This is a genomic window from Burkholderia stabilis, assembly GCF_001742165.1.
Taxonomy (GTDB): domain Bacteria; phylum Pseudomonadota; class Gammaproteobacteria; order Burkholderiales; family Burkholderiaceae; genus Burkholderia; species Burkholderia stabilis.
Genome location: NZ_CP016442.1, coordinates 2,727,843 through 2,752,767, shown reverse-complemented (window position 1 = coordinate 2,752,767; position 24,925 = coordinate 2,727,843). Strand labels below are relative to the sequence as shown.

Below are 24,925 nucleotides of genomic sequence, written 5' to 3'. Positions count from 1 at the left end.
TCACTGCAGATGGTTGAGCGCGATGTCGATGATGTCGAAGTTGCGCAGCCGCGCGCGGCCCGTGACGTCGGTGGCGACCGGCTTGCTGAAGATCAGCGGCACGATCTGTTCGGAGATCCCGCCGTGCGAGCGCAGCGGCACGTCGAGGCCCGACAGGTCGTGCTTGATGCGGCGCGTGCCGAGCACGACGTCCTGCTTCGAGATCACGATCAGGTCGCCCATCCGCGCGGGCGGCAGCTCGAAGCGCGCGCAGCCTTCGGCGCCCGTCAGCACGACCTCGATGCCGTCCACCGCCGCAAGACGCGCGCGCAGCGCATCGGCATCGGCCGACGCCGGCACGTAGACGGTCGCGAACGAACCGAGCGCGCCGTGGTGCACGACGTACGGATCGGTGATCGGCAGGATCACGCGCGCCGCGTCGTGGCCGAGCCACTCGTCGAACAGCTCCTGCAGGTAGATCACGTTCGGCTCGCCGGTCTCGTCGTCGTGCTTCGCGTTCATCCCGTGGTCGGCCGTGATCGCGACGATCGCGCCGAGTTCGTCGAGGCGCTGCAGGTACGTGTCCATCATCGCGTAGAACGCATTTGCCCCTTCCGTGCCGGGCGCGCACTTGTGCTGCACGTAGTCGGTGGTCGACAGGTACATCAGGTCGATCGGGCGCGTCTCGAGCAGGCGCACGCCGGCCGCGAACACGAATTCGGAAAGATCGGCGCTGTACACGCTCGGCACTGGTTTGCCCACCAGTTCGAGCACGTTGTCGATGCCGTTCTCTTCGATGCTCGCCTCGTCGGCCTTTTCCGACGAGAAGCAGATGCCCTTGAGCCCCTTGCCGAGCAGGCGCCGCAGCTTGTCTTTCGCGGTGACGACCGCGACGCGCGCGCCCTGCTCGGCGAAGGTCGCGAGCACGGTGGGCGCGACGAGGTACTTCGGATCGTTCATCAGCACCTCGGCGCCGGTGTCGCGATCGTAGAAGTAGTTGCCGCTGATCCCGTGGATCGCCGGCGGCACGCCGGTGACGATCGACAGGTTGTTCGGGTTCGTGAAGCTCGGCACCACGCATTCGCCCTTGAGCGCCGTGCCGGGCTTCAGCAGCGTGCGCAGGAACGGCGCAACGCCGGCCTCGGCCGCTTCCTCCAGATATTCGTATGCGCAGCCATCGACGCAGACGACCACCACGGGCCGGCTCATCCAGTTGTAGCGGCGGCCGTTCACTTCCACGGATACAGGCGTTTCAGTCATGACGTTCATTCCTTTCAGTTCGAAGGGGTTGAGCCGTCGGCGCCCGCGTCGCGCCGAAGGGAGGTGTTTTCCATGCTTGACATTAAAATTGATGATTTGTAGATTGTCAACAACATGCAGAGAACAGAAAGCAAAACAACGTAGCAGCAAGAGGGCTGGTCTCCACTCATCCGCCGTGTGTCGCGGCGCCACAGTCAAGGGGTCTGAAGATGAACGAAGTGCCGGTAAACAAGCGTTTGAATGCATGGGCGGCGGGTGCGGCCCGTTTCGCGCTGGCCGCAGCGGTCGCGCTCGGCGCCGCGCAGGCGGCGCACGCGAAGACGTCGCTGCTCGTCTATACCGCGCTGGAAGACGAGGCGATGAAGCCCTACAAGGACGCGTTCGAGAAAGCGAACCCCGATATCGAGATCCGCTGGGTGCGCGACTCGACCGGCTCGGTCACCGCGAAGCTGCTCGCGGAGAAGAACAACCCGCGCGCGGACGTCGTGCTCGGCCTCGCCGCGTCGAGCCTCACGCTGCTCGACCTGCAAGGCATGCTGATGCCGTACACGCCGAAGGGCTTCGACCAGCTCACGCGCAAGTACAGCGACGCGAACACGCCGCCGCACTGGGTCGGCATGGACGTGTGGGGCGCGACGATCTGCTACAACCGCGTCGCCGCGCAGGCGAAGAACATCCCGAAACCGACGTCGTGGGAAGACCTGACGAAGCCGGTCTACAAAGGTGCGATCGTGATGCCGAGCCCGGTCTCGTCGGGCACCGGCTACCTCGACGTGACCGCGTGGCTGCAGACCTTCGGTGACGACAAAGGCTGGAAATTCATGGACGCGCTCGACAAGAACGTCGCGCAGTACGTGCACTCGGGCTCGAAGCCGTGCACGCTCGCCGGCACCGGCGAGTTCCCGATCGGCATCTCGTTCGAATTCCGCGGCCACGAGCTGCAGTCGCAGGGCGCGCCGATCGATCTCGTGTTCCCGAAGGAAGGGCTCGGCTGGGACATGGAAGGCACGGCGATCATGAAGACGACGAAACAGCCCGATGCCGCGAAGAAGCTCGCCGACTTCATGGCGAGCAAGGACGCGAACCAGATCACCGCGCGCTGGTGGGCGATCGTCGCGTATCCGGGCGTGGCGCGGAAGCTGGCCGGCATTCCCGACAACTATTCGGACCTGCTCGTGAAGAACGACTTCGTGTGGTCCGCGAAGAACCGCCAGTCGATTCTCGACACCTGGCAAAAGCGCTACGGGGCAAAAGCGCAGCAGTAATGCCGCGACCGGCAGCGGGGCCGCGCCGCGCGCCGCCCCGCGCCACCCTTTTCGTCGTCGAATCCGGCCCCCGGGGCCGCCCCAGCATGGAGGCGCGCATGGCACCTTATCTGAGCGTAGAACGCATCGAGAAGCGGTACAACGACACGCAGGTTCTCACCGACATCAACCTGAGCGTGATGAAAGGCGAAATGATCTGCTTCCTGGGGCCGTCCGGCTGCGGGAAAACCACGCTGCTGCGGATCATCGCGGGGCTCGAAACGCAGAACGCCGGCCAGATCATGCAGGACGGCCGCGACATCTCGCGGCTGCCGCCGCAACTGCGCGACTACGGGATCGTGTTCCAGTCGTACGCGCTGTTCCCGAACCTCACCGTGTACGACAACGTCGCCTACGGGCTCGTGAACCGCAAGATGAAGCGCGAGGCGATCCACGAGCGCGTGCACACGCTGCTCGCGCTGGTCGGCCTGCCCGACAGCCATCGCAAGCATCCGGGCCAGCTCTCCGGCGGCCAGCAGCAGCGCATCGCGCTGGCGCGCGCGCTCGCGACGTCGCCGGGCCTGCTGCTGCTCGACGAGCCGCTGTCGGCGCTCGACGCGCGCGTGCGCGTGCGGCTGCGTCAGGAGATCCGCGCGCTGCAGCAGCGGCTCGGCGTGACGACGATCATGGTCACGCACGACCAGGAGGAGGCGCTGTCGATGGCCGACCGCATCGTCGTGATGAACCACGGCGTGATCGAGCAGATCGGCACGCCGCTCGAAATCTACCGGCAGCCGGCGTCGCCGTTCGTCGCCGACTTCATCGGCCGCGTCAACACGATTCCTGCCGAAGTCGCGCAGGATGGCACGCTGCGCGCGGGCGCCGTCGGCTTCGACTGCGGCCACGGCGCGGCACGCCCCGCGCAGGGCGCGGCGGTGTCGGTCTATGTGCGGCCGGAAGACCTGCGCATCCGCGTGCCGGGCGAAACGGCCGACAACGTGCTGGCCGGCCGCGTCGAGAAGCTCGAATTCCTCGGCGCGTTCTGCCGCGTGAGCTTCCGCATCGACGGGCTCGACGGCCAGGAGATCGTGGCCGACCTGTCGTATCACGACGTCGACCGCACCGGCGTGCAGGCCGGCGCGCGCATCGACCTCGCGCTCGATCGCGAGCATGTCCGCGTGTTCCCGAGCGCGAAGGAGCGACTGCAATGAGCACCGTCCTGACCGAGCGCCGCCGCGGCGCGTCCGCCCCCGCCGACGTGCGGCAGATCACGCACTGGCACGATCGCATCGCACAGTTCACGCTCGTCGCGATGGCCGCGCTGATGTCGCTGTTCCTGCTGCTGCCGCTCGCGCTCGTCGTGCAGAAATGCTTCGTCGACGCGGACGGGCATTTCGTCGGCGCGCACAACTTCGTCGAGTATCTCGAGGACAGCGGCGTGCTGCGCTCGATGCTGCATTCGCTGACGGTGGGCGCGCTCGTCACGGCGATCGTCGTGCCGATGGCGTTCACGTTCGCGTATGCGCTGACGCGCTCGTGCATGCCGCTGAAGAACGCCGCTCGCACGATCGCGCTGCTGCCGCTGCTCGCGCCGACGCTGCTGTCGGCCGTGTCGTTCATCTACTGGTTCGGCAACGCGGGGCTGCTCAAGCCGCTGCTGCACGGCCACTCGATCTACGGGCTGCCGGGCATCGTGCTGAGCATGGTGTATGCGTCGTTCCCGCACGTGCTGATGATCCTCGTCACCGCGCTGTCGCTCGCGGACGGCCGGCTCTACGAAGCCGCCGACGCGATGGGCACGAGCCGCACGCGCAAGTTCTTCACGATCACGCTGCCCGGCGCGAAGTACGGGCTGATCAGCGCGACGATGGTCGCGTTCACGATGTGCATCAACGACTTCGGTGTGCCGGTGGTGATCGGCGGCTCGTACAACGTGCTGTCGACCGACATCTACAAGCTGATCATCGGCCTGCAGGATTTCAACCGCAGCGCGGTCGTGAGCCTGATGCTGCTGTGCCCGGCGCTGGTCGCGTTCGGCGTCGACTTCTTCATCCGCCGCCGCCAGCAGTCGCAACTCGGCGCGCGCTCGACGCCGTACCAGCCGAAGCCGTCGCGCGGTTTCGACGCCGCGATGCTCGCGTACTGCACGCTCGTATGCGCGTTCTTCATCGCGGTCGTCGGCATCTCGGTGTTCGCGTCGTTCGTGAAGTTCTGGCCGTACCAGATGAGCCTCGGGCTGCAGCACTACAAGATGGGGTTGATCGGCGCCGGCATCTTCGACGCGTACAAGAACAGCCTGCGGATGGCCGCGACGGTGGCGATCGGCGGCACGATCGTCGTGTTCGGCGGCGCCTACCTGATCGAGAAGACCCGCGGCGCGCGCTGGCTGCGCGGCTTCATCAGCCTGTGCGCGATCCTGCCGATGGGCGTGCCGGGCCTCGTGCTCGGCATCAGCTACATCTTCCTGTTCAACGCGCCCGGCAACCCGCTGAACGGGTTGTACGGCTCGCTGTGGCTGCTCGCGATCGTCACGGTCGTCCACTACTACGCGTCGAGCCACCTGACCGCCGTCACCGCGCTCAGGCAGATCGACAGCGAGTTCGAAGCCGTGTCCGCGTCGCTGAAGGTGCCGTTCTACAAGACTTTCCTGCGCGTCACCGTGCCCGTGTGCCTGCCCGCGATCCTGCTGATCGCGCGCTACCTGTTCGTCAACGGGATGACGACGGTCTCGGCCGTCGCGTTCCTGTACTCGCCCGACACGCAGCCCGCGTCGGTCGCGATCCTGAACCTCGACGACGCGGGCCAGATGGGCCCGGCCGCCGCAATGGCGACGCTCGTGCTCGTGACGTCGTCGTGCGCGTGCCTGCTGTTCGCATGCATCTCGCACCGCCTGCTGCGCCGCACGCAGGCCTGGCGCCACCCGCATCGCCGCTGATCCTTTCGCCGCATTCACGTGACGTCCCGACTTCACCAAGGAGACACCATGACGCTCGCCGCCCAGCCCATCCTGCTCACCCCCGGCCCCCTGACGACTTCCGATCGCACGCGCGACGCGATGCTGCGCGACTGGGGATCGTGGGACAGCGATTTCAACGCGATCACCGCGCGGCTGCGCGAACGCCTGCTGCAGATCGTGCACGGCGAAGGCACGCACGAATGCGTGCCGCTGCAAGGCAGCGGCACGTTCTCGGTCGAGGCCGCGATCGGCACGCTCGTGCCGCGCGACGGCCACGTGCTCGTGCCGAACAACGGCGCGTACTGCCAGCGCATCGCGAAGATCTGCCGCGTGCTCGGCCGCCGGCTGACGACGATCGACTACAGCGAGGATCGTCGCGTCGATCCGGCCGACGTCGAGCGCGCGCTCGCCGGCGACCCGACCATCACGCACGTCGCGCTCGTGCACTGCGAGACGGGCGCCGGCGTGCTGAACCCGCTGCACGAGATTGCACAGATCGTCGCGAAGCACCAGCGCGGGCTGATCGTCGATGCGATGAGTTCGTTCGGCGCGATCGACATCGACGCGCGCACGACACCGTTCGACGCGGTGATCGCGGCGTCCGGCAAATGCCTCGAAGGCGTGCCGGGGCTCGGCTTCGTGATCGCGAAGCGCAGCACGCTCGAACGCTGCGAAGGCAACAGCCACTCGCTCGCGATGGACCTGTACGACCAGTGGGTCTACATGCAGCGCACCACGCAGTGGCGCTTCACGCCGCCGACGCACGTGGTCGCGGCGCTCGATGCGGCCGTCACGCAATACGTCGACGAAGGCGGGCTCGCCGCACGCGGCGGCCGCTACCAGCGCAACTATCGCGCGCTGATCGACGGGATGCTCGCGCTCGGCTTCCGGCCGTTTCTCGATCCGGCGATCCAGGCGCCGATCATCGTCACGTTCCATGCGCCGGACGATCCGAACTACGACTTCAAGCGGTTTTATCAGGAGGTCAAAAAGCGCAGCTACATTCTGTATCCGGGCAAGCTGACCGAAGTCGAGACGTTCCGCGTCGGCTGCATCGGCCACTTCGGCGAGGCCGGCATTCCGGGCGCCGTCGCGGCGATCGCCGACACGCTGCGCGCGATGGGCGTGCGGCGCGTGTCGGCCGAAGCGGCAGCCTGATGCGATTTGCCCGGCCGCATGCGCGTGCATGCGGCCAACCGCCGGGTGTCGCCACCCGACGGCTGCGTTTTTCCGGCCGTGCGCTGCATGGCCCCGACCCTTATTGAAGACACAACCGATGCGACCCTTCTGGATCGAACAAGCACTGTTCAACGACGGCGATCTCGCCCCCGCGCTGCAAGGCGCGACGCAGGCCGACGTCTGCATCGTCGGCGGCGGCTTTACCGGGCTCTGGACCGCGATCCAGGCAAAACAGCAGAACCCGGCGCTCGACATCGCGATTGTCGAAGCCGACCTGTGCGGCGCGGGCGCGAGCGGCCGCAACGGCGGATGCCTGCTCACGTGGTCCGCGAAATTCCTGACGCTGCGGCGCCTGTTCGGCGAAGCCGAGGCGATCCGGCTCGTGAAGGCGTCCGAAGCCGCCGTTCAGCACATCGCCGATTTCTGCCGCGCGCACGGCATCGATGCGGAGCTGCGGCTCGACGGCACGCTGTACACGGCGACGTCGCGCGCGCAGGTCGGCACGCTCGCGCCGGTGCTCGACGCGCTCGCCGCCTGCGGCATCCACAGCTACGAGCCGCTGCCGCCCGCGGAAGTCGCGCGCCGCTCGGGTTCCGCGCGCAATCTCGACGGCGTCTATTCGCCGATCGCCGCGACCGTGCATCCCGGCAAGCTCGTGCGCGGGCTGCGCCGCGTCGCGCTCGCGATGGGCATCCGGATCTACGAGCGCACGCCGATGCTCGACTTCACGCCCGGTCAACCGGCCGTCGTGCGCACGCCGTCCGGCAGCGTCACGGCGGGCAAGCTCGTGTTCGCGATCAACGCGTGGATGGCGAGCCGCTTCCCGCAGTTCGAGCGCACGATCGCGGTCGTGTCGAGCGACATGGTCATCACCGAGAAATGCCCGGAACTGCTCGAGAAAACCGGGCTCGTGGACGGCGTGTCGGTGCTCGATTCGCGAATCTTCGTCTACTACTACCGCACCACCGCCGATGGCAGGCTGATGCTCGGCAAGGGCGGCAACACGTTCTCGTGGCGCAGCCGCATCGCGCCGGTGTTCGACCTGCGCTCACCATACGAGGCGCAGCTCACGCAAAGCCTGCGCGAGTTCTTCCCGTCGCTGGCGGGCGTGCCGGTCACCGCGAGCTGGAACGGCCCGTCGGATCGCTCGGTCACGGGCTTCCCGTTCTTCGGCCGCCTCGACGATGCGCCGAACGTGTTCTACGGCTTCGGCTATTCGGGCAACGGCGTCGGGCCGACCTACATGGGCGGGCAAATCCTGTCGTCGCTGGTGCTCGGCCTCGACAACGCGTGGACGCGCAGCCCGATCGTGCGCGGCCCGCTCGGCCACTTCCCGCCGGAGCCTATCCGCTATGTCGGTGCGCACGTCGTGCGCAATGCGATCCGCCGCAAGGAACGCGCGGAAGACGAAAGCCGGCAACCGTCGGCCGTCGATACGTGGCTCGCGAAATTCGCGAGCGCGGCCGGGAAGGCCGACAAGGCGTGACGATGCGACGACGGTAACGACGCAATGAAAAAGGGACGCTGCGAAGCGTCCCTTTGCTTTTGCGCGGCAACCCGCGCGAGCGTTGCCCGGCGCCTACGCGCGCGCGGTCTTCTCGCGCGCCGCCTTGCCCGTCGCCGGCAGCCCCTGCTCGTGCGTGCGGCGCATCCGGGCCAGGCCGTGCGAGACGTGCTCACGCACGAGCGCGACGGCCTTCTCGCCGTCGCCGCTCGCGAGCGCCTGCACGATCTTGTCGTGCTCGGCCGCCGACACGGCGATCGCATCCTCCTCGGCCTCGATCGCGGCCTGGCGCAGCAGGCCGAGCTGGCGCACGAGCCGGCGATAGGTATCGGTGAGGTGCGTATTGCCGACGCCGACCACCATCGCGTCGTGGAACTGCACGTTCAGCTCGGTATAGCGCGTGACGTCGTGCGTTTTCGCGGCGTCCTTCATCGACTGGATGATGCCCTTCAGGATCTTCAGCGTGTCGGGCGAAATGCGCTGCGCGAGCGCGCGCGCAACCGACTCGTCGAGCATCGCGCGCACTTCGTAGATCTCCTCGGCCTCGCGCAGCGGCACGACGCGCACGGTCACGCCGCGATTTTTCTCGTTGCGCAGCAGGCCGGCCTGTTCGAGCGCGCGGAACGCTTCGCGCACAGGGCCGCGCGACACGTTCAGCTTCGTCGCGATCTCGACTTCGTTGAGCTTCTCGCCGGGCGCGTATTCGCCGGAGACGATCGCGCGCTCGAGCATGTCCTGGACGATCATCGCGAGCGACTGGCTTTGCAGGAGTTCGATGGCGCTGAGCGCGTTCGGGGAGGTCATGGTCGGGCAGGCAGCAGGGCTGCGGATGAAAACGAGGGCGCCATATCGGCGAATGATCCTTATATACCCTCGGCCCGACACATTGTCAACAGTTTTCAGTTTCCAAAAACCAATCCCGCCTGCCGGAATGTCACCGGCAGGCGGTTGCCGCGCGGCCGGCAGGCTGCACCCGAACCGCGCGACGCATGCCGACCGTCAGGCCGTGTGCTTCACCGGCCCCGGATCGCTGTGGCTCGGCCGGCCCGTCTCGACGTGGCCCGCGAAGCGGCGCACGACCTTGTCGTCGCCGCCGCGCAGCGTCGTCGCGGTAATCGTCAGATCGTACCAGCCGTGGCTCGACGACAGCTCGAAGTGATCCTCGACGCGCTCGCCCGGCTCCAGCGTGTAGGTGCGCGCATGTGCGTGGCTGTATGCGTTGTCGACCGTCACGCGGCACGTCGCGCGCCCGCTGTTGCGCAGTTGCAGGTACACGTGGCGGTTGCGCACGTCGTAGCCGATCTTCGCTTCCGGGTTCGCGTGGCGGCCGTCCGCCGCAAGCCGCGTGTTGCCCTGGAATTCGCACAGATAGCCGTTCGGGCCGTACGCCGCGAGATGGTAGGCGCCGCGCGCGGCCGACGTGCTCCACGTGTCGACGAAGCGGTCATGTGCGGACACCGCGTAGCGGCGCGGCTGCGTCGCCGGATTGAGGCGGTCGTACACGTAGAACGCCGCGCCCGCGTCACCGGAGTTCGCGAAATCGAGCGACACGGCATCGTCGTGCCCGCTCACGCGGCTGTGCACGAACAGTTCGTACGGCAGCGCACGCGCGGGCCGCGTGCCGGGTTCCTGCGCCGGCATCGACTGCTGCGCGGGCACCTGGTACGCCTGGCCGGCCGTCGCGATGTGCTGCGGCACCGTGAAGCTCACCGTGCGCGTGTCGGGCCGTGCGGAGAAGTCGAAGGCGGACGTGAGGTCGCCGCAGATCGACCGGCGCCATGCGCTGATGTTCGGCTCCTTCACGCCGAAACGCGCTTCGAGGAAACGCAGCACCGACGTGTGGTCGAACGTCTCCGAGCAGACCCAGCCGCCCTTCGTCCACGGCGAGATGATGATCAGCGGCACGCGCGGCCCGAGGCCGATCGGCTGGATGCCGCCCGGGTCCGCGCCCGGCACGAGCGGGCTCATCTCGCCCGGATACTTGTTCAGGTCGAGCAGCTCGTCGCCGAGGTTCGACAGCAGGTTCGACGACACGATGCCCTGGCCGCCCACGCCGCTCGTCACCGGCGGCACCGGCGGCACGACGTGGTCGAACAGCCCGTCGTTCTCGTCGTAGTTGAGGATGAACACCGTCTTCGCCCACACCTCGGGGTTCGACGTCAGCGCCTCGAGCACCATGTTGATGTAGAACGCGCCGTCGGTCGGCGAGGCCTGCGGGTGCTCGCTGTACTTGTACGGCGACACGATCCACGACACCTGCGGCAGCCGGTTCGCCTGCACGTCGGCCTTCAGCTCGGCGAGCGTGTGATCCGACGCGCCCTTGTCGACCAGCGGGCCGCTCGCGCCTTCCTTCACCTGGAACTTCTTGAAGAACATCAGCGAGTTGTCGGTGTAGTTGTCGGTCGGGTCGCCCGGGATGCCCGTGCCGCCCTGATACACCTTCCAGCTGACCTTCGCGTTCTCGAGGCGTTCGGCGTAGGTCGTCCACGTGTAGCCGTTCACGTCGTCGCGCTCGCCGATGCCCGGGCCGTTCGGCGGGGTGCCGTAGATGTTGCGCGGGTCGACCGTGCCGGTCCACAGGTAGATGCGGTTCGGCGCGGTGTCCGCGTGCGCGGAGCAGAAGTACGAATCGCAGATCGTGAACGCGTCGGCCAATGCGTAGTGGTACGTGAGATCCTGGCGCTTCAGGTAGCCCATCGTCAGCACGTCCTGCTTCTGGTTCACCCACTGGTCCCACTGGCCGTTGTTCCAGGACAGGTGGCCGCTGCTCCAGCCGTGGTTGGTGCCCGGCTGGAATTCGGTCGTCTGCTTCGGGTCGAGGTAGAACGGCAGCACGTACGGCGCGGACGGATCGAGGCCGCGCGAATGGTAGTTCTTCGTGAACACCGACGCCGGCGGCTGCTGCCACACCGGCGCGCCGCTCGGCAGCAGGTGCGGGCGCGGGTCGTTGAAACCGCGCACGCCGCGCAGCCCGCCGAAGTAATGGTCGAACGAACGGTTTTCCTGCATGAAGATCACGACGTGTTCGACGTCGCGGATCGTACCGGTGCGATAGGCGGCCGGCATCGCCAGCGCGTTGCGGATCGCGGGCGGAAAGCCCGCGTAGGCGGCCATCGCGCCGGCCGACTGCGCGGCAAGGCGCAGGAAATCGCGTCGATTGTTCGAAGACATGAAGGGAACCCTGTTGTCGGTAGGAGTGGGGGTGCCGGTCGAGCGGGGCCGGCGGTCGGTGTGTTACCCGCTATTACCCCGCACCGGCATGTCCCGGCCGTGACCGGTTACCGCAGGTTTCTTTGGGCTACCCACAAGAATTTTTCGAAGCGACGCACGACGCGTCTTTCATGCGGCCGACACACGCATGCGCTACGCTGACGCGCGATGAAGTGGGGGGAGAAGCCGAGTCGTGTTCGATCAGCTGAAGGCGTTCCACGCGACCGTCCGGCAGGGCAGCATCACGCGCGCCGCGCGCCACCTGGGCGTGAGCCAGCCGACGATTGCCGCGCAGATCCGGCAGGTCGAGCAGGTGTACGGCGTCGAGCTGTTCTACCGCAGCGGCCGCAAGCTCGAAGTCACCGAAACGGGCATCGAGCTGCTGCCGCTCGTCGAGAAGATGATCGCGCTCGAGGCGCAGGCCGACATCATGCTGCGCAACGTCGGCGGCCTGTTCGAAGGCCATCTGCGGATCGGCGCGACGGGCCCGTACTACATCATGGATGCAGTCGGCCGCTTCTCGAACGCGCATCCGTCGATCGCGCTCACGTGCCGGATCGGCAACTCCGAGGAGATCCTGCAGGCGCTGCAGGAATTCCGCATCGATCTCGCGGTATCGTCGCAGCGCAATGACGCCGACGGCCTCGAACGCAAGGTGATCTCGACCGATCCGCTCGTGCTCGTCGTGCACCGCAACCATCCGCTCGCGCGTTTCGACGCGATCGACCCGGTACAGCTCGCCGACGTGCGGCTGCTGATTCGCGAAGAAGGCTCGGTCACGCGCCGCTGCACGGAGACGATCCTCGCGGCGGCCGGCGTCGCGGCCTCGTCGGTTGCCGAGATCGGCAGCCGCGAAGCGATCCGCGAGGCGATCCTGCACGGCGTGGGCGGCAGCCTGTTTCCGCTCGGCGAGCGCGATCAGCGCGACGGCGATCGGGATCACGGCGACGAGGAAGGACAGGAACAGCGAGTGGGCGACCGGCGTCAGCGGCTGCGCGAAGACGATGCCGGGCGGTAGGGCGTCGGTGGGGTTCATCGTGTCTCCAGTGTCGACCCAAGTTAGCGCTTTAGCGCTTACTTGGGTCCCATGCCTTGTGCGGTCGACCCGAGTTGGCGCTTTGGCGCTTGCTCGGGTCCCATGCCTTGGGCGGTCGACCCGGGTTGGCGCTTTGGCGCTTGCTCGGGTCCCATGCCTTGGGCCGGCGACCCGGGCTGGCGCTTCGGCGTGCCCCCGGATTCAGTACAAGGCGCTCTGCAATCGCGGCGACGATCGGACGCTTGCGCGCGCAACCACGTTGCACGGCCAACCGATCAGTCGCTTAAAAGAGGTTAGGAGGCGCGTGGCGCTTGTACAAGGGGGGACAAGCCCGATGCGTGACGACCCGATACGAACCGTTCGCCGCACGATGACCGGCAGTTGGCGGATACCTGTCGCGCCCGCCAGGAAGGCAGCCGCGAACGACTCATTCCCGCCCGCAGCGCCATCTCCCCCGCAATGTTGCACGTGCAACAAAGGTGCCTGCCTGCCGCGGGGATGTTTCGTTTGGCATCCGAAGCCTAGACTGGCCGCATCGATTCCGCCCGCGCCGCCAACGACGGCTCGGCACCGGAACCTCACGGAGCAAACACGATGAAGACGATGAAACACGCGACATGCGCGTTCGTGCTGATCGGCGCGGCCTTCGCGGCCCACGCACAAGCCGCATCGACGCTGACGCGCGCGGAGGTCCGCCAGGAACTCGTGGAGTTGGAGGCCGCCGGCTACCGGACGAGCCTTGCGAGCAGTCCGGACTTTCCGGAGAACATGCAGGCGATCATGCAGCGTGCCGCGCAGGCGCGCGGTGCGGATGCCGGTTACGGCAGCGACGGCGGGGCAAATGTGGAATCGGGCAAGCCGGCGCTGCCGCACGCGATCGATCGCGGCACGTACGCCCATCATTGATGGCTGTCTGACCCGGATCGATCGCGCTACGGCGCGATGAGCCGCCGTGTTGCCGGCGCTGCCCGACGCGCAGCCAACCGGCAGCGGTTACCGCGTAACGCGCCCTGCGCCGCCCGGCACACACGCGGCCCGCCCACCCAGGCGTGCGGCCGCATGCGCGGTCGTCAGACGCTGAAGCGGTTCAGCGTATAAGCGCGATAGGCCGCGACGAACGCGTCGAACGATCCGGCCTCCTTCGCTTCGATGTCGGCCTGTTCGGCCAGCGACTTCGCGGCAAGCGCCTGCTCGGTGCGCAGCGTGTCCGCCGACGGCGGATGCGCACGGAAATGCGCGGCATGCGCTTCGCTCTGCGCCAGCGCGAACGCGAGGAACGACTGCCCGTTCTCGCGCATCGTGCGCAGCACGCGCGCCGACGGCGTGCGCTCCGGATCGGCGAGCTTCTCGCGTTGCGCGGCGATCGCCCGCGCATGCTCGTCGCCGCCGCGAATCTCGTCGAGCCGGCGGCCGACGGTTTCGATATCGGCCATCAGATCGTCCGCCCACGCCTGCAGCGTGACCGGCTCTCCGTCGCGCGACAGCGTGAGCCCCGGCTTGCGGCCTTCCATCGTCACGCTGCCGAAGTTCGCGTTCGCTTCCTTGTACGCCGGACAGTCGAGCGGCCCGCTGTCGTCGAGCGCGCACGCGAGCAGGAACGCATCGATGAAGCGTGCGGTTTCCAGCGCGATACCGGTCGGCTCGAACGGATCGATGTCGAGGCAGCGCACTTCGATGTACTGCACGCCGCGCGACGCGAGCGCATGCAGCGGGCGCTCACCCGAATACGTGACGCGCTTCGGCCGGATCGTCGAGTAGAACTCGTTCTCGATCTGCAGCACGTTCGTGTTGATCTGGATCCACTCGCCGTCGCGATGCGTGCCGATCGCCTCGTAGGCCGGATACGGCTCGCTCACGGCCTTCGACAGCGCGTCGAGATAGCCGGGCAGCGTGTTGTAGTCGACGTGCAGCGCGGCCTGGGCGGTCGTGTTCGAGTAGCCGAGATCGCTCATCCGCAGGCTCGTCGCATACGGCAGGTACAGCGTGTCGGCGTCGAACGTCTCGAGCTTGTTCGGCTTGCCGCGCAGGAACTTCGTGTCGAGCGCGGGCGACGCGCCGAACAGGTACATCAGCAGCCAGCTGCGGCGGCGGAAGTTGCGGATCTGCGCGAGATAGCGCTCCGACTGGTAATCGACGAGCGTGGCCGTCGAGCCTTCTTCCGCGTGCAGGCGCCGCCACACTTCTTCGTGCAGCGAGTAGTTGTAGTGGATGCCGGCGATGCACTGCATCGTGCGGCCGTAGCGATACGCAAGCCCGCGCCGGTACACCGTCTTCAGGCGGCCGATGTTCGACGTGCCGTAGTCGGCGATCGGAATCTGGTCGTCGGCCGGTAGCAGGCCCGGCATCGAGTCGTTCCACAGCATCTCGTCGCCGAGCGACGCATAAACGTAGCGATGCAGATCGTCGAGGCGTTCGAGCGTGATGGCGGCGTCGGGTTCCGCGGGCGTGATCAGTTCGATCAACGCTTCGGAATAGTCGGTCGTCAGCGCCGGGTGCGTGAGTGCCGAGCCGAGCGCGCGCGGATGCGGCGAGAACGCGATCATCCCGTCGCGCGTCACGCGCAGGCTTTCCTTTTCGATGCCGCGCAGGCCGTCGGGCAGATGCTGCCGCGTCGGGCCCGAGCTCAGTGCTTCGAGGCGATTCAGCAGCAGTTCGGACTGGCGGTGAGTCATGGTGTTCGACATGGAGACGCAAGTGCGTGACGGCCGCGCGCAGAACGCCGCGCGCGGCCGGCTGGATTGTTGGTCGCTTCGTTGGTAGCGGGCACTTTAACATCTCGCCGAAACCCGCGCTTGAGGTGGCCGCAGGCATGGCGCGCGGCCCGGAGAGGGCCGCCGGACGGGCCGATCGCGGCCGTCGCGTCTTGTGTCTCCGGTTCCCGGCAGCGCCAACCGGCACGTCGGTCACGCGGATTCGTCGGATGGAACGTAACGCATGGACGGGCGGCGGCAGGTGCAACCATGCCGCAGAACCGGCCAAATACGCGGTGGGAAAAAAGGCAGGCGGGCGCGTTGCGCGCCCGGCATCAGACAGGCGCCGGATTCGCGGAATCGCCGTGATGACCCGCATCCGGCGGGCAGCCGGCGCATGGTGGCACAGCCTGCTCAACGGGTTGCATCGCGGCGTTGCCCGGTCGTACCCGAGCGCGCGCCGCCGCCATCACCCGCCGCGCGCGCCGCCGGCCCGGTCGGCCACTTCGTTCCACAAATGCAGCGCCGCATACGCGCGCCACGGCCGCCAGCCTTCGGTGCGGCGCTTCTGGCTCGTGAGCCGGTCGAGCGACGGATCGCGCGCGGCAATCGACTGCATCAGCACGAGATCGGATGCCGGCCACGCGTCGGGGTCGCGCCACGCGCGCATCGCGATGTATTCGACGGTCCACGGCCCGATGCCGGGCAGATCGAGCCACGCGCTGCGCAGCGTCGCGAGATCGGCGTGCGCGCGATCGACCGGCACGTCGCCGGACGCCACCGCGCGCGCCACGCCCGTCAGCGCAGCAACGCGCTTGCCGGGCATCCCGATCTTGTCGAGATCGCACGCGGCCAGTGCATCGGGCGTCGGGAACCGCCACGCGGGCGCACCGTCCGGGGCCGGCATGCCGTCGACATCGACGCGCTCGCCGGCCCGTTCGACGAGCCGGCCGACGATCGTCGTCGCGGCCTTCACGCTCACCTGCTGGCCGACGATCGCGCGCACCGCCAGCTCGAACCCCGACCATGCACCCGGCACGCGCAGCCCCGGCGCGGCCTCGACGAGCGGTGCGAACCACGGATCGCGCGCGAGCCCGCCGCCGATCGCGCCCGGATCGGCGCCGAGGTCGAACATCGTCGCGACGCGCTCGGCGAACGCATCGTCGACATGACGCACCACCGCGCCTTCGACGGTCGCGATCAGACAATGCTTGCGCGGATGTTTCGTGACGGTGAGCCGCCCCGCATCGCCGTGCAGGTCGACGATGCGGCGATACGCGCCGTCCGCGACCTGCTCGACGCCCGGAATCGCGCGCCCGCTGAAGAAGCGCAGCACGCGCGCCCAGTCGTAAGGCGCCTTGAAGCGCAGCTCCATTTGCACGGACGGCGGCACATGGCCGCCGTTCGCGATGGACGTAATCGTCGCTTTTTCAATGCTCAAACCGCACTTCCCTCCGCAATGGATTCGGTTTCATCGTGATTGGCATGACGCGCCTCGGAGGCGAGCAGCGTCTCCTTGCGGCGCACGCCCCAGCGATACCCGGCGAGCGCGCCGCCCTTTTGCACGACACGATGGCACGGGATCGCGAGCGCGACCGGGTTCGACGCACACGCGGACGCAACGGCCCGCACCGCGCGCGGTGAGCCGAGCGCTTCGGCAATCTCCGAATAACTGCGCGTTTCGCCGTACGGAATATGCGTCAGCGCTTCCCACACGCGCTGCTGAAACGCCGTCGGCGCGATGTCGAGCGGCAGGTCGAACGCGTGCCGCGTGCCGTCCAGATACGCGCGGATCTGCGCCACGAACGGCGCGAGCCGCTCGGACGATTCGACCAGCTCGGCGCGCGCGAACGCGTCCTTCAGTTCGCCGACGAGCGACGCCGGTTCGTCGCCGAATGCGATCCGGCAGATGCCCTGTTCGGTCGCGGCAACCAGCACCGTGCCGAGCGACGTCGACGCGGTCGCATAGTCGATCCGCAGGCCGGCGCCCTGGCGGCGGAACGCGGACGGCGCCATCCCGAGCTCGCGCGGCACCGACGCGTAAAGCCGCGACGGCGAGTTGAAGCCCGCGTCGACGGCCGCCTGCGTGACCGGCTGCCCGCTTTGCAGCGCCTGCCGCAGCGCGGCGCCGCGCTGCGCGGCCTGATACTGCCGCGGCGACACGCCGACCACGCGCTTGAAGAGTCGCTGAAGGTGGAACGAGCTCACGTGAACGGCGTCGCTCAGTTGCTGCAGCGTGAGCCGCTCGGCATGCGCGTCGAGCACCGCGCACGCGCGGTTGACGATCTCGAGCTCGCGCGGCAGCCCTTCCGGCTGGCAGCGCTTGCAGGGCCGGAAGCCGGCCGCACGCGCGGCCGCCGGATCGGCGAAGAAGGACACATTCTCTCGGCGCGGCAGCCGCGACGCGCAGGTCGGGCGGCAGAACACGCCGGTCGTGCGCACGGCATAGAAGAACGCGCCGTCCGCATGCGGATCGCGCTCGGTCACGGCGCCCCAGCGGGCATCGTCGGTCGGATAGGCGGTTTTCATCTGAACCTCGCACTCTCTAGTGTAGATGGTGCCTACTCTAGACATCGGCACGTGCCGTCGCGCCCTGAATCTTGCTCTGTGATTCGACCCGGCTAACCGGGGCCGCATCACCCGAAAATAAATCCGGCAAAACGCCCGCGCCGGCTGTTCCAGCGCGGGTTTCGTCATCGTCCCGTCACTATTTTGCTGCAGTGCGGATGCGACAAATCGCCGTCCTGACGTTTTTTTGCATTCGAAATATTGCGTCGCACCATCGCCGTGTGTATAGTTGGAACTGTCTCCTCCATGTCTCCTCCTGATATGGATTAAGCCCGTTCCGCTCTGCGTGAACGGGCTTTTTTTCGTCTGTCGATTGTGCCGCGTTCCAGCCGGCGGCGCAGGCGCGATGCGTCTACACTCGATGCTCGTCGACTGCGAAGGAGTATCCGCCCATGAAGCCCACCATCCGCGCGATCGATCACATCGTGCTGCGCGTGACCGACATGGCCGCGATGACGCGCTTTTACTGCGACGCCGTCGGTTGCCACGTGGAGAAGGAACAGCCCGACCTGGGCCTCGTGCAGTTGCGCGCCGGCGATGCGCTGATCGACCTGCTGTCGGTCGGCGGCCCGATCGACCGTCCCGACAGCGGCCCGCCCGGCACCGGGCGCAACCTCGATCACCTGTGCCTGCGCGTCGAGCCGTTCGATCCCGACGCGCTGATCGCGCATTTCGCCGCGCATGGTGCGCCGCCGGGCGCGCCCGCGGAGCGCTACGGCGCCGGCGGCTACGGGCCGTCGATCTACCTGTTCGATCCCGAAGGCAACATGCTGGAATTCAAGGGGCCGCCGGCCGCGATCGGCTGAACGCGGCCGGAGCGCGGGCCGTCACGCGTCCGCGCGCGCCTTCAGCACCGTCCATTCGACCGCGACCGGATCGTGGTCGGCGCTCGAGATCCACGCCGCGCCGTCCTGCACCGTGCATTGCAGGCGCATCGTGCGCTCCGCGAGCTGCCCGAGCGCGGTCGCGACGCCGTCGGCAAGCGACAGCACCTGCACGTTGCGCAGCCGCTCGACCTTGCTGCGCACGCCCTGCCACCAGATATCCGACGTCTTGCCGCCATAGGCGATCACCGTGACCTGCCCGGCGCGGCCGGACGCCTTCGAGATGCGCCGTTCGTCCGGCTGGCCGGCCTCGATCCAGACGTCGATCGCGCCCGTCAGGTCCTTCTGCCACAGATCGGGCTCATCGACGTCCGACAGCCCCTTGCAGAATTCGAGCCGCTCGTGCGCGAACAGCGCGAACGCGACGATGCGCACCATCATCCGGTCGTCGGTTTCCGACGGATGGCGCGCCACCGTCAGCGCGTGATCGGCGTAGTAATGCCGATCCATGTCGGCGATTTGCAGTTCGGCTTTGTAGATCGTGGATTTCAGCGCCATGCGGATACGGCCCGGGCGGGCATTCGGTTCGGTCGGGCCGTGATGATACCGAATGCGCGCCGTCCGGCGCGTGTCATGCGCGCCCCACAGTGCAACGGCCCGACATCCGCCGGGCCGTGTTCGGTTCGCGCCGCCGGACTCCGGCCGGCGCGCTCGCGCGTCGTGCGACTGCGCGATGACTGCGCGGGTTATTGCTTGACGAAGCGCGAATCGGTCCAGAGGCCTTGCTGGTCGCTGTTGTCGGCGCTGACGAACTGCACGTCTCCCTGATCGACCGACACCACGCGGAAGCGCTGGCCTTCCGGCACCGACAGGCAGCGGTAGTCGTCGAAGTACTGCTGCTTCGCCTGCGACTTGCCGTCGCGCTCGTGACTCAGTACGGAATCCAGATTGTCTTTCGACAGACAGCCCCATGCGTTCTTCGTCAGCTGGATTTCCTGCTTCGGCTTGACGGCCGAATCACCGCCGGCCTGGGCAATCGACACCGCGCAAAATGCGCCGACGAGGGCAAAAAGGATACCGGTACGCTTCATCATGTTCTGTCTCCAGGCTTGCGGGCACCAGGCTTGGGTTAGCTATGTGTTTAAAGATGATCGTCAACCCGCGTTTTTCACTTTAGAAGACCGGCAAGCGATAGCAAGCACATTTGTTGTGCGACCGCAATAGCGGCGGATTGTCGCACCCCGTGCGCAGCCCGTTTTTCATGCGATGCGCGCATGGGGCAACGCCTGCCGCGCGGCGGACAGATCCGTGACGCCGGGCACAGAGCGTTATCCGGCAAGGCTTTCAGCAAATTTACAATCCGGCGATTGAACGGTTTGGATAATCCATTTCGCTATCCGGATCATTTTGATGCACTGCACATAAAGTCATCCGAAACGATTCGACTTTACCGCAACGCGGAATCGCATTTACCTGATACAAGAAGAATGCCAGGTATAAGCGCATCCGTATTTATCCGTGTTTCCCCGCATGCATCAGGCGCCCGCGGCGTGGCTCCGCGGGCGCATTTCGTCATCGTGTTTACCCGGCTTTATTCAAGCCGATTGCTGACGCTCGAAATAATCGCGCTGAAAGATGCACATGCGATAAGCGTTGTGATACGCGCCGTTTCCGAAAAATTCTTCCTTCAATTCGGCCTCGTGCTGGAATCCGCATTTTTCGTACACGTGAATCGCCGCCGCATTCGACGTATCGACAATCAGGTAGAGCTTGCGCATGTTCAGCACCTTGAACGCGTACTCGATCGCGAGTCGCGTCGCCTGGCCGGCATAACCGCGCCCCTGGCACTGCGGCGCGATGATGATCTGGAACTCGCCGCGGCGGTGGATGTAGTCGAGCTCGATCAGCTCGACGAGGCCGACCAGTTCGCCTTGCGCGTCGACCGTGACGAAACGGCGCTCGCGCTGGTCGTGCACGTGACGGTCGTACAGTTGTGACAGTTCCGAGAAGGTTTCATACGGCTCCTCGAACCAGTAGCGCATGATCTTCGCGTCGTTGTTCAGCTCGTGGACGAAGCGCAAGTCCTGGCGCTCCAGCGGCCGCAGCGCGAGTGTGTTGGTATCGTTCTGGAGTTGCATGTTCATGTCCTTTTTGATGCCGGCGCACGTGCGGAACGCCCGTTCGGCACGGCTGCGCCCGGGCCCGTTCCGCACTGTAAGAAGTTGAACGCGGGCGAGGTTCAGAGCCTAGAATGGGAGCAAGGGTTCCTGCCACCGCAAGGAGGCTATCGTGTTCGAGCAAGTCATACTCGGAATTTTCCTCGTGCTGCCGCTCGTGATCGTCGCGGCGCTGTTCTCCGACGAACTCTGGCAGGAGCACCGGCGTCAGCATCCGCGCGACGAAAACGCACCGCATATCGACTGGAAACATCCGTGGCGCCGCGTGCGACGCGGGCATTGAGTCGATCGCCGTTCCCCAGAAGGGCGTGCCGGCCGCCTCAAGTCGCGCAATCCGTGATGCGCCGCCTTGGGCGCAACGCTCCCGCTTCGATCCGATTCGCGCCCAACCAGCGAGACGCCGCCGTGAACGACCAGCCCGCTTCCCCTCCGCACGATATCCCTCACGAAACGATCGATCTGCAGATCGCCGACGTGCTGGCGGCCGTCCGCTACCCGGCGAACAAGGATGCGATCGTCGACGCCGCGCGCGATGCCGGCGCCAGCAACGAAGTGCTGTCGATGCTCGACGGCCTGCCCGAACAGGACTACGCGAACGTCGATGCCGTCACGCACTGGGTCGCCGGCAACTTCGGCCCGGGGCTCGGCATTTGAGCGCGCGCGAATAACGCGATAGGATCGGGCCGCACCGGTCGCGCCGCGACCGGATGCGTATCGCCCGGCGCAAGACCGGGCGTTTGCGCACGCGTGTCCGGGGGACTCCATGGAAGGCATCCTGATCCAGCACACGACGCGCCGCCAGCTCTGGTTCGGCGCGCTGACGGCGCTCGTCATCCTGCTCGCGCTCGGGATCGCTGCCCCGCATGCGAATGTCACGCTCCCGGTCGTCGAGCCGTTCATGCCGATGTGCGCGCTCACCGTGTTCACGACCGCGAGCATCGCGGCGTTCTTCCTCGGCGCGCAATTCACCGTGACGCGCCAGCCGGTACTCGGCGCGCTCGGCGGCGCCTATGCGTTCACCGCGCTCGCCGTTGCACTGCAGTTGCTCACCTTTCCCGGCGTGTTCGCGCCGCAGGGCCTGCTCGGCGCACGTCCGCAAAGCGCCGCGTGGATGTGGGTCTTCTGGCATGCGGGCTTTCCGTGCCTCGTGATGGCCGCGCTGCTCGCACGCGAGCGGCTGACGCAAGCACCGGTCGGCGAGAAACAGACGCGCCGGTGGGCCGTCGCACTGGTCGGCGGCCCGGCCGTCGCGGCCGCGCTGCTGTGCGCGCTCGCGCTGAACGTGTCGCTGCCGCCCGCGTTCCATCCGCCCGGCGACGCGGCCGTGCTGCCCGTCAACGGCGTCGCGCTCGTCGTGTGGATACTCAATGCGCTTGCGCTCGTTGCCGTGCTGGTGACCGGCCGGCTGCGCACGACGCTCGACCTGTGGCTCGCGATCGCGGTGCTCGCATGCCTCACCGACACGACGCTGAACCTGCTGACCACGAACCGTTTCACGGTCGGCTGGTATGTCGCGCGCGTGTTCAGCATGTTCACGCCCGGCGTGCTCGTGTGCGTGCTCGCATGGGAAGTGACGATGTTGTATCAGCAACTGTTCGAAGCGCACGCGACGCTGGTCCGATCCTCCGCGCGCGACGGCCTGACGGGCGCGTTCAACCGCAGTCACTTCAACGATCACTTCCATACGCTGTTCCTGCAGGCGCGGCGGCAAGGCGAGCCGCTGTCGCTGCTGATGGTCGACGTCGATCGCTTCAAGGCATACAACGATGCGTTCGGTCACGTGAAGGGCGATGCGTGCCTGATCGCGGTCGCGAATGCGCTGGCCGGCGCGGTGAGACGGCCAGCGGATATCGTTGCGCGTTACGGCGGCGAGGAATTCGCGATCGTGTTGCCGAACACCGGGGCGCGCGGGGCGCGGGTCGTTGCCGAAGAAGCGCGCGAAGCCGTGTTGCGGCTCGATCTCGCGATGCCTGCGTCGCCGGCCGGGCGCGTGAGCGTGAGCGTCGGCTGTGCGACCGTGTCGGCCGACGATCTGTCGACGCCCGACGCATTGATCGAAGCCGCCGATGCCGCGCTGTATCGCGCGAAGGATGCGGGGCGAAACAGGGTCGTCGCGGCCTGAAAACGTCTGCTGTTTGGGGCATTTGTTACGGTCATTTTGACCGGAATAATGCGCCGTTACGCAATGCGCAGCAGGGATACCAATGCTTACAGCCCGTGTTGCGGGCGCTCGCTATGCTGGGTTTCATATCGAACCCGAGCAGGTGAGCGCCATGAAGAAAACCCTTTTGCTGATTGCCGGTATCGCCGTGCTGTTGAGCGGCTGTATCGTCGTGCCGGACGGCGGGTATTACGGCGGTGGCGGGTATTACCATCACCGGCATTGGGATTGATGCGGGTGAGGGTCCGGCTGCATCGATCCGGACCTTCACGCCATCAAGCCGGCTTGGTCAACTCGGCATGCATCAGAAATACTTGTAGCGCAGCGAGCGTTTCGTAGTGGAGGCGCTCGAGTCACGCATTCTTGTGGCCAATCTTCGGTCGGCAATGCCTCGACCATCATCCAGTTGGTCGTCCTCGCATCGCGAAATTCGAAACACCCCACAAGCGTCGACACCGCCCCGGTGGACTTCAGCTGTACGAGCGTCGTGGCGATACGCCGACGCTCATTTCAAGATGCGTAGGCGTCGTTCGCGAGACGCAGATCGCCTTTGATCACTCGCTCATAATTCACCGAGTACCTGTCACCTCAAGTTTGTGGTTTGAGTGCAGGCTGACGCTCGACTCAATTGCCTTACCAAGACAAACGTCAAAAAGGTGAAACTCCTTTCGGTGTGAACATGCGTATCGACGATCTCACGATTCCAGCTCAATTACATGACCAGGGAAATACAGATTATTTTTGGCTCAAAAATCAATCACCCTGATAAACATTCGAACTGGTCCGATTGATTTTCGAGCAAAAACCACGATAGCGTAACAGGCATATCATGTACCGCTCAACATCGTCGGAGCCAAAGCAGAAATGCCATCAAATAAATGTAAAATTCCATATTTCGCAATTAATAAAATTTTTTGGAAATGGAAACTCCATGACGGAGAAGATGGATGCATAATCGTTCCAAATATTGCGCTATCCATGGATACACCTGCACCACCGCTCCCGACACAACAAAAACCGAAGTTAGCCGAATCCAAACGTGCTTCCGCCGCACCAAAGCATGACTCTCTTGACAAAATGGTTGATGATTTGGAAAGGGCTGGCAAGGCTCTCGCACGCTTTCAAGCGTGGCTCAATGCTTCCGATCCTCAAAGACCTATCATCGTGAAGCCCAAAAAGAATGATTCCGTACCAACGTTCGATATCCAAGAGATTCCCGCAGCAATGCGCAAAATATACCTCCCCAAATCTGCCGCTCTGATGGAGCGATGGTTTTCTGGAAAATTAAATTATTCGCGCACCTCTTTGGATGAATCATCAGAAATCAACCAAGACGGAAAACCATACCCCGCCGACATGTACGACATGTCCACAATTAAATTGGATTGGGTTCTGCGCTTTCCCCGAGCGAAGCAGCAATTCGATCATCTTATTAATGAAGCGATTCGTTCACAAAAATCCAGAAACCAACTTCACAAACTACTGATTCCATATAAAGACTGTGCAGCGAGACTCTACACCGACGACATATGCGGGAACGATCTCCGCGATATTCATCGACGATTTCAGTTTCAATACTCAAGAGTAGACAGCACGTTTGGACAAAAACTTGAAACTCAACTGGATGCACAACTTCGCAACAATGGCGTACCTGACGATTTGTCTGGGGCGTTGGGTTCGTTCAACATATATGCAGCGCTCGGAAGCGTGCGCTTCTCATGGGATGTGGATTCGAACAGAACAACAGCCGAGGTGACGGGACTGTGGGTGTATGTGAAAGACAATTATACATTTACCGACAAACCCGGAGAGCGATCTCAATATTTAGGACATTGGAGTAGCAACGGCGTTATCGTCGTTCCATATAGGGCAGCCGCCGCATTCCTGAACTCCGAGCATGTCCCATATGTCAAATATGCGGTCGCCAGAGGCAATTCACTCATCAAAGAGAATGTCTACTATCCAGTGGAGAACATCGACTTTCGACGATGGGCTGAAATACACTCCAGAGGCGGCGATTTCATCATTTACTCCGACAAAAAATATATTCCAATCTCTCCCGCCATAGAGATTCCACTATAAAAACCCAACAATATATTATGAGAAATTCTTTTAAGGTTATCCTTGCATTACTTCT

21 protein-coding genes and 1 pseudogene are annotated in these 24,925 nt (G+C 65.5%); 13 read left to right on the top strand and 9 right to left on the bottom strand.

All coding sequences use genetic code 11. From position 1 onward, the window contains the following. The gene (phnA, locus tag BBJ41_RS12775) at window positions 1-1,239 is read right to left on the bottom strand and encodes a phosphonoacetate hydrolase (RefSeq protein ID WP_069747685.1); all 1,239 of its coding nucleotides are present in this window, start codon (window positions 1,237-1,239) and stop codon (window positions 1-3) included. A 209-nt stretch (window positions 1,240-1,448) separates the two neighbouring features. On the opposite strand from phnA, the gene BBJ41_RS12770 reads away from it, so the two are divergent. The 5 genes from BBJ41_RS12770 to BBJ41_RS12750 all read left to right on the top strand — a co-directional run bounded on the left by BBJ41_RS12770 (window position 1,449) and on the right by BBJ41_RS12750 (window position 8,104). Continuing rightward, a complete protein-coding gene (locus tag BBJ41_RS12770; protein ID WP_069746692.1) occupies window positions 1,449-2,504 on the top strand; it encodes a putative 2-aminoethylphosphonate ABC transporter substrate-binding protein in 1,056 nt (351 codons plus the stop codon). A gap of 98 nt (window positions 2,505-2,602) precedes the next feature. After that, window positions 2,603-3,694, top strand: coding sequence for a putative 2-aminoethylphosphonate ABC transporter ATP-binding protein (locus BBJ41_RS12765; RefSeq protein WP_069747684.1), 1,092 nt, complete (start codon window positions 2,603-2,605; stop codon window positions 3,692-3,694). Next, window positions 3,691-5,418, top strand: a complete 1,728-nt coding sequence (locus tag BBJ41_RS12760; RefSeq protein ID WP_069746691.1) for a putative 2-aminoethylphosphonate ABC transporter permease subunit — start codon at window positions 3,691-3,693, stop codon at window positions 5,416-5,418. Before BBJ41_RS12765 ends, BBJ41_RS12760 begins: the two co-directional genes overlap by 4 nt. A 48-nt stretch (window positions 5,419-5,466) precedes the next feature. Beyond that, entirely contained in the window at window positions 5,467-6,597 is a 1,131-nt protein-coding gene (locus tag BBJ41_RS12755; RefSeq protein WP_069746690.1) for a 2-aminoethylphosphonate--pyruvate transaminase, read from the top strand. A gap of 118 nt (window positions 6,598-6,715) precedes the next feature. Continuing rightward, window positions 6,716-8,104, top strand: coding sequence for an FAD-dependent oxidoreductase (locus BBJ41_RS12750; protein WP_069746689.1), 1,389 nt, complete (start codon window positions 6,716-6,718; stop codon window positions 8,102-8,104). 93 nt (window positions 8,105-8,197) lie between these two features. Here BBJ41_RS12750 and BBJ41_RS12745 read toward each other — a convergent pair whose 3' ends face one another. Together BBJ41_RS12745 and BBJ41_RS12740 are read right to left on the bottom strand one after the other, a co-directional pair. Next, window positions 8,198-8,926, bottom strand: coding sequence for a phosphonate utilization associated transcriptional regulator (locus tag BBJ41_RS12745; protein ID WP_069746688.1), 729 nt, complete (start codon window positions 8,924-8,926; stop codon window positions 8,198-8,200). A 195-nt stretch (window positions 8,927-9,121) separates the two neighbouring features. Further along, entirely contained in the window at window positions 9,122-11,293 is a 2,172-nt protein-coding gene (locus BBJ41_RS12740) for a phosphocholine-specific phospholipase C (RefSeq protein WP_069746687.1), read from the bottom strand. Between the two features lie 232 nt (window positions 11,294-11,525). Between BBJ41_RS12740 and BBJ41_RS12735 the strand changes: the two are divergent. Together BBJ41_RS12735 and BBJ41_RS12730 are read left to right on the top strand one after the other, a co-directional pair. Next, window positions 11,526-12,254 (top strand): annotated as a pseudogene (locus BBJ41_RS12735) (LysR substrate-binding domain-containing protein); the annotation flags it as partial. A 708-nt stretch (window positions 12,255-12,962) separates the two neighbouring features. Next, a complete protein-coding gene (locus BBJ41_RS12730; RefSeq protein WP_069746686.1) occupies window positions 12,963-13,274 on the top strand; it encodes a DUF4148 domain-containing protein in 312 nt (103 codons plus the stop codon). 164 nt (window positions 13,275-13,438) lie between these two features. Here the strand turns inward: BBJ41_RS12730 and gshA are convergent, their stop codons facing one another. From gshA to ada, 3 genes are all read right to left on the bottom strand, one after another. Beyond that, the gene (gene gshA / locus BBJ41_RS12725) at window positions 13,439-15,052 is read right to left on the bottom strand and encodes a glutamate--cysteine ligase (RefSeq protein ID WP_069746685.1); all 1,614 of its coding nucleotides are present in this window, start codon (window positions 15,050-15,052) and stop codon (window positions 13,439-13,441) included. Between the two features lie 475 nt (window positions 15,053-15,527). Beyond that, a complete protein-coding gene (locus BBJ41_RS12720; protein ID WP_069746684.1) occupies window positions 15,528-16,499 on the bottom strand; it encodes a DNA-3-methyladenine glycosylase family protein in 972 nt (323 codons plus the stop codon). Continuing rightward, on the bottom strand, window positions 16,496-17,587 hold the full coding sequence (ada, locus tag BBJ41_RS12715) for a bifunctional DNA-binding transcriptional regulator/O6-methylguanine-DNA methyltransferase Ada (protein ID WP_069746683.1): 1,092 nt from the start codon (window positions 17,585-17,587) through the stop codon (window positions 16,496-16,498). Before ada ends, BBJ41_RS12720 begins: the two co-directional genes overlap by 4 nt. A 431-nt stretch (window positions 17,588-18,018) precedes the next feature. Between ada and BBJ41_RS12710 the strand changes: the two genes are divergently transcribed. Then, window positions 18,019-18,432, top strand: a complete 414-nt coding sequence (locus BBJ41_RS12710; protein WP_069746682.1) for a VOC family protein — start codon at window positions 18,019-18,021, stop codon at window positions 18,430-18,432. Between the two features lie 21 nt (window positions 18,433-18,453). Here the strand turns inward: BBJ41_RS12710 and BBJ41_RS12705 are convergent, their stop codons facing one another. The 3 genes from BBJ41_RS12705 to speG all read right to left on the bottom strand — a co-directional run bounded on the left by BBJ41_RS12705 (window position 18,454) and on the right by speG (window position 20,588). Then, entirely contained in the window at window positions 18,454-19,008 is a 555-nt protein-coding gene (locus BBJ41_RS12705) for a YaeQ family protein (RefSeq protein ID WP_069746681.1), read from the bottom strand. A gap of 188 nt (window positions 19,009-19,196) precedes the next feature. Continuing rightward, entirely contained in the window at window positions 19,197-19,544 is a 348-nt protein-coding gene (gene sap1 / locus BBJ41_RS12700; protein ID WP_011353606.1) for a surface attachment protein Sap1, read from the bottom strand. 501 nt (window positions 19,545-20,045) lie between these two features. Next, on the bottom strand, window positions 20,046-20,588 hold the full coding sequence (gene speG, locus BBJ41_RS12695; RefSeq protein ID WP_069747683.1) for a spermidine N1-acetyltransferase: 543 nt from the start codon (window positions 20,586-20,588) through the stop codon (window positions 20,046-20,048). A 151-nt stretch (window positions 20,589-20,739) separates the two neighbouring features. Here speG and BBJ41_RS41155 point away from each other — a divergent pair, with 151 nt between their 5' ends. From BBJ41_RS41155 to BBJ41_RS39005, 5 genes are all read left to right on the top strand, one after another. Next, the gene (locus BBJ41_RS41155) at window positions 20,740-20,910 is read left to right on the top strand and encodes a hypothetical protein (RefSeq protein ID WP_039364617.1); all 171 of its coding nucleotides are present in this window, start codon (window positions 20,740-20,742) and stop codon (window positions 20,908-20,910) included. Window positions 20,911-21,032: 122 nt separating this feature from the next. Continuing rightward, complete coding sequence (locus tag BBJ41_RS12690) at window positions 21,033-21,281, top strand: DUF2795 domain-containing protein (protein ID WP_069746680.1); 249 nt, start codon at window positions 21,033-21,035, stop codon at window positions 21,279-21,281. Window positions 21,282-21,390: 109 nt separating this feature from the next. After that, window positions 21,391-22,749 carry a GGDEF domain-containing protein gene (locus tag BBJ41_RS12685; protein ID WP_069746679.1) on the top strand — a complete coding sequence of 453 codons (1,359 nt, stop codon included), beginning with the start codon at window positions 21,391-21,393 and terminating at the stop codon, window positions 22,747-22,749. A 151-nt stretch (window positions 22,750-22,900) separates the two neighbouring features. Beyond that, window positions 22,901-23,020, top strand: coding sequence for a lipoprotein (locus BBJ41_RS12680; RefSeq protein WP_175972632.1), 120 nt, complete (start codon window positions 22,901-22,903; stop codon window positions 23,018-23,020). Window positions 23,021-23,766: 746 nt separating this feature from the next. Continuing rightward, entirely contained in the window at window positions 23,767-24,870 is a 1,104-nt protein-coding gene (locus tag BBJ41_RS39005; RefSeq protein WP_236872027.1) for a DUF6402 family protein, read from the top strand. The last annotated feature ends 55 nt before the right edge of the window (window positions 24,871-24,925 follow it).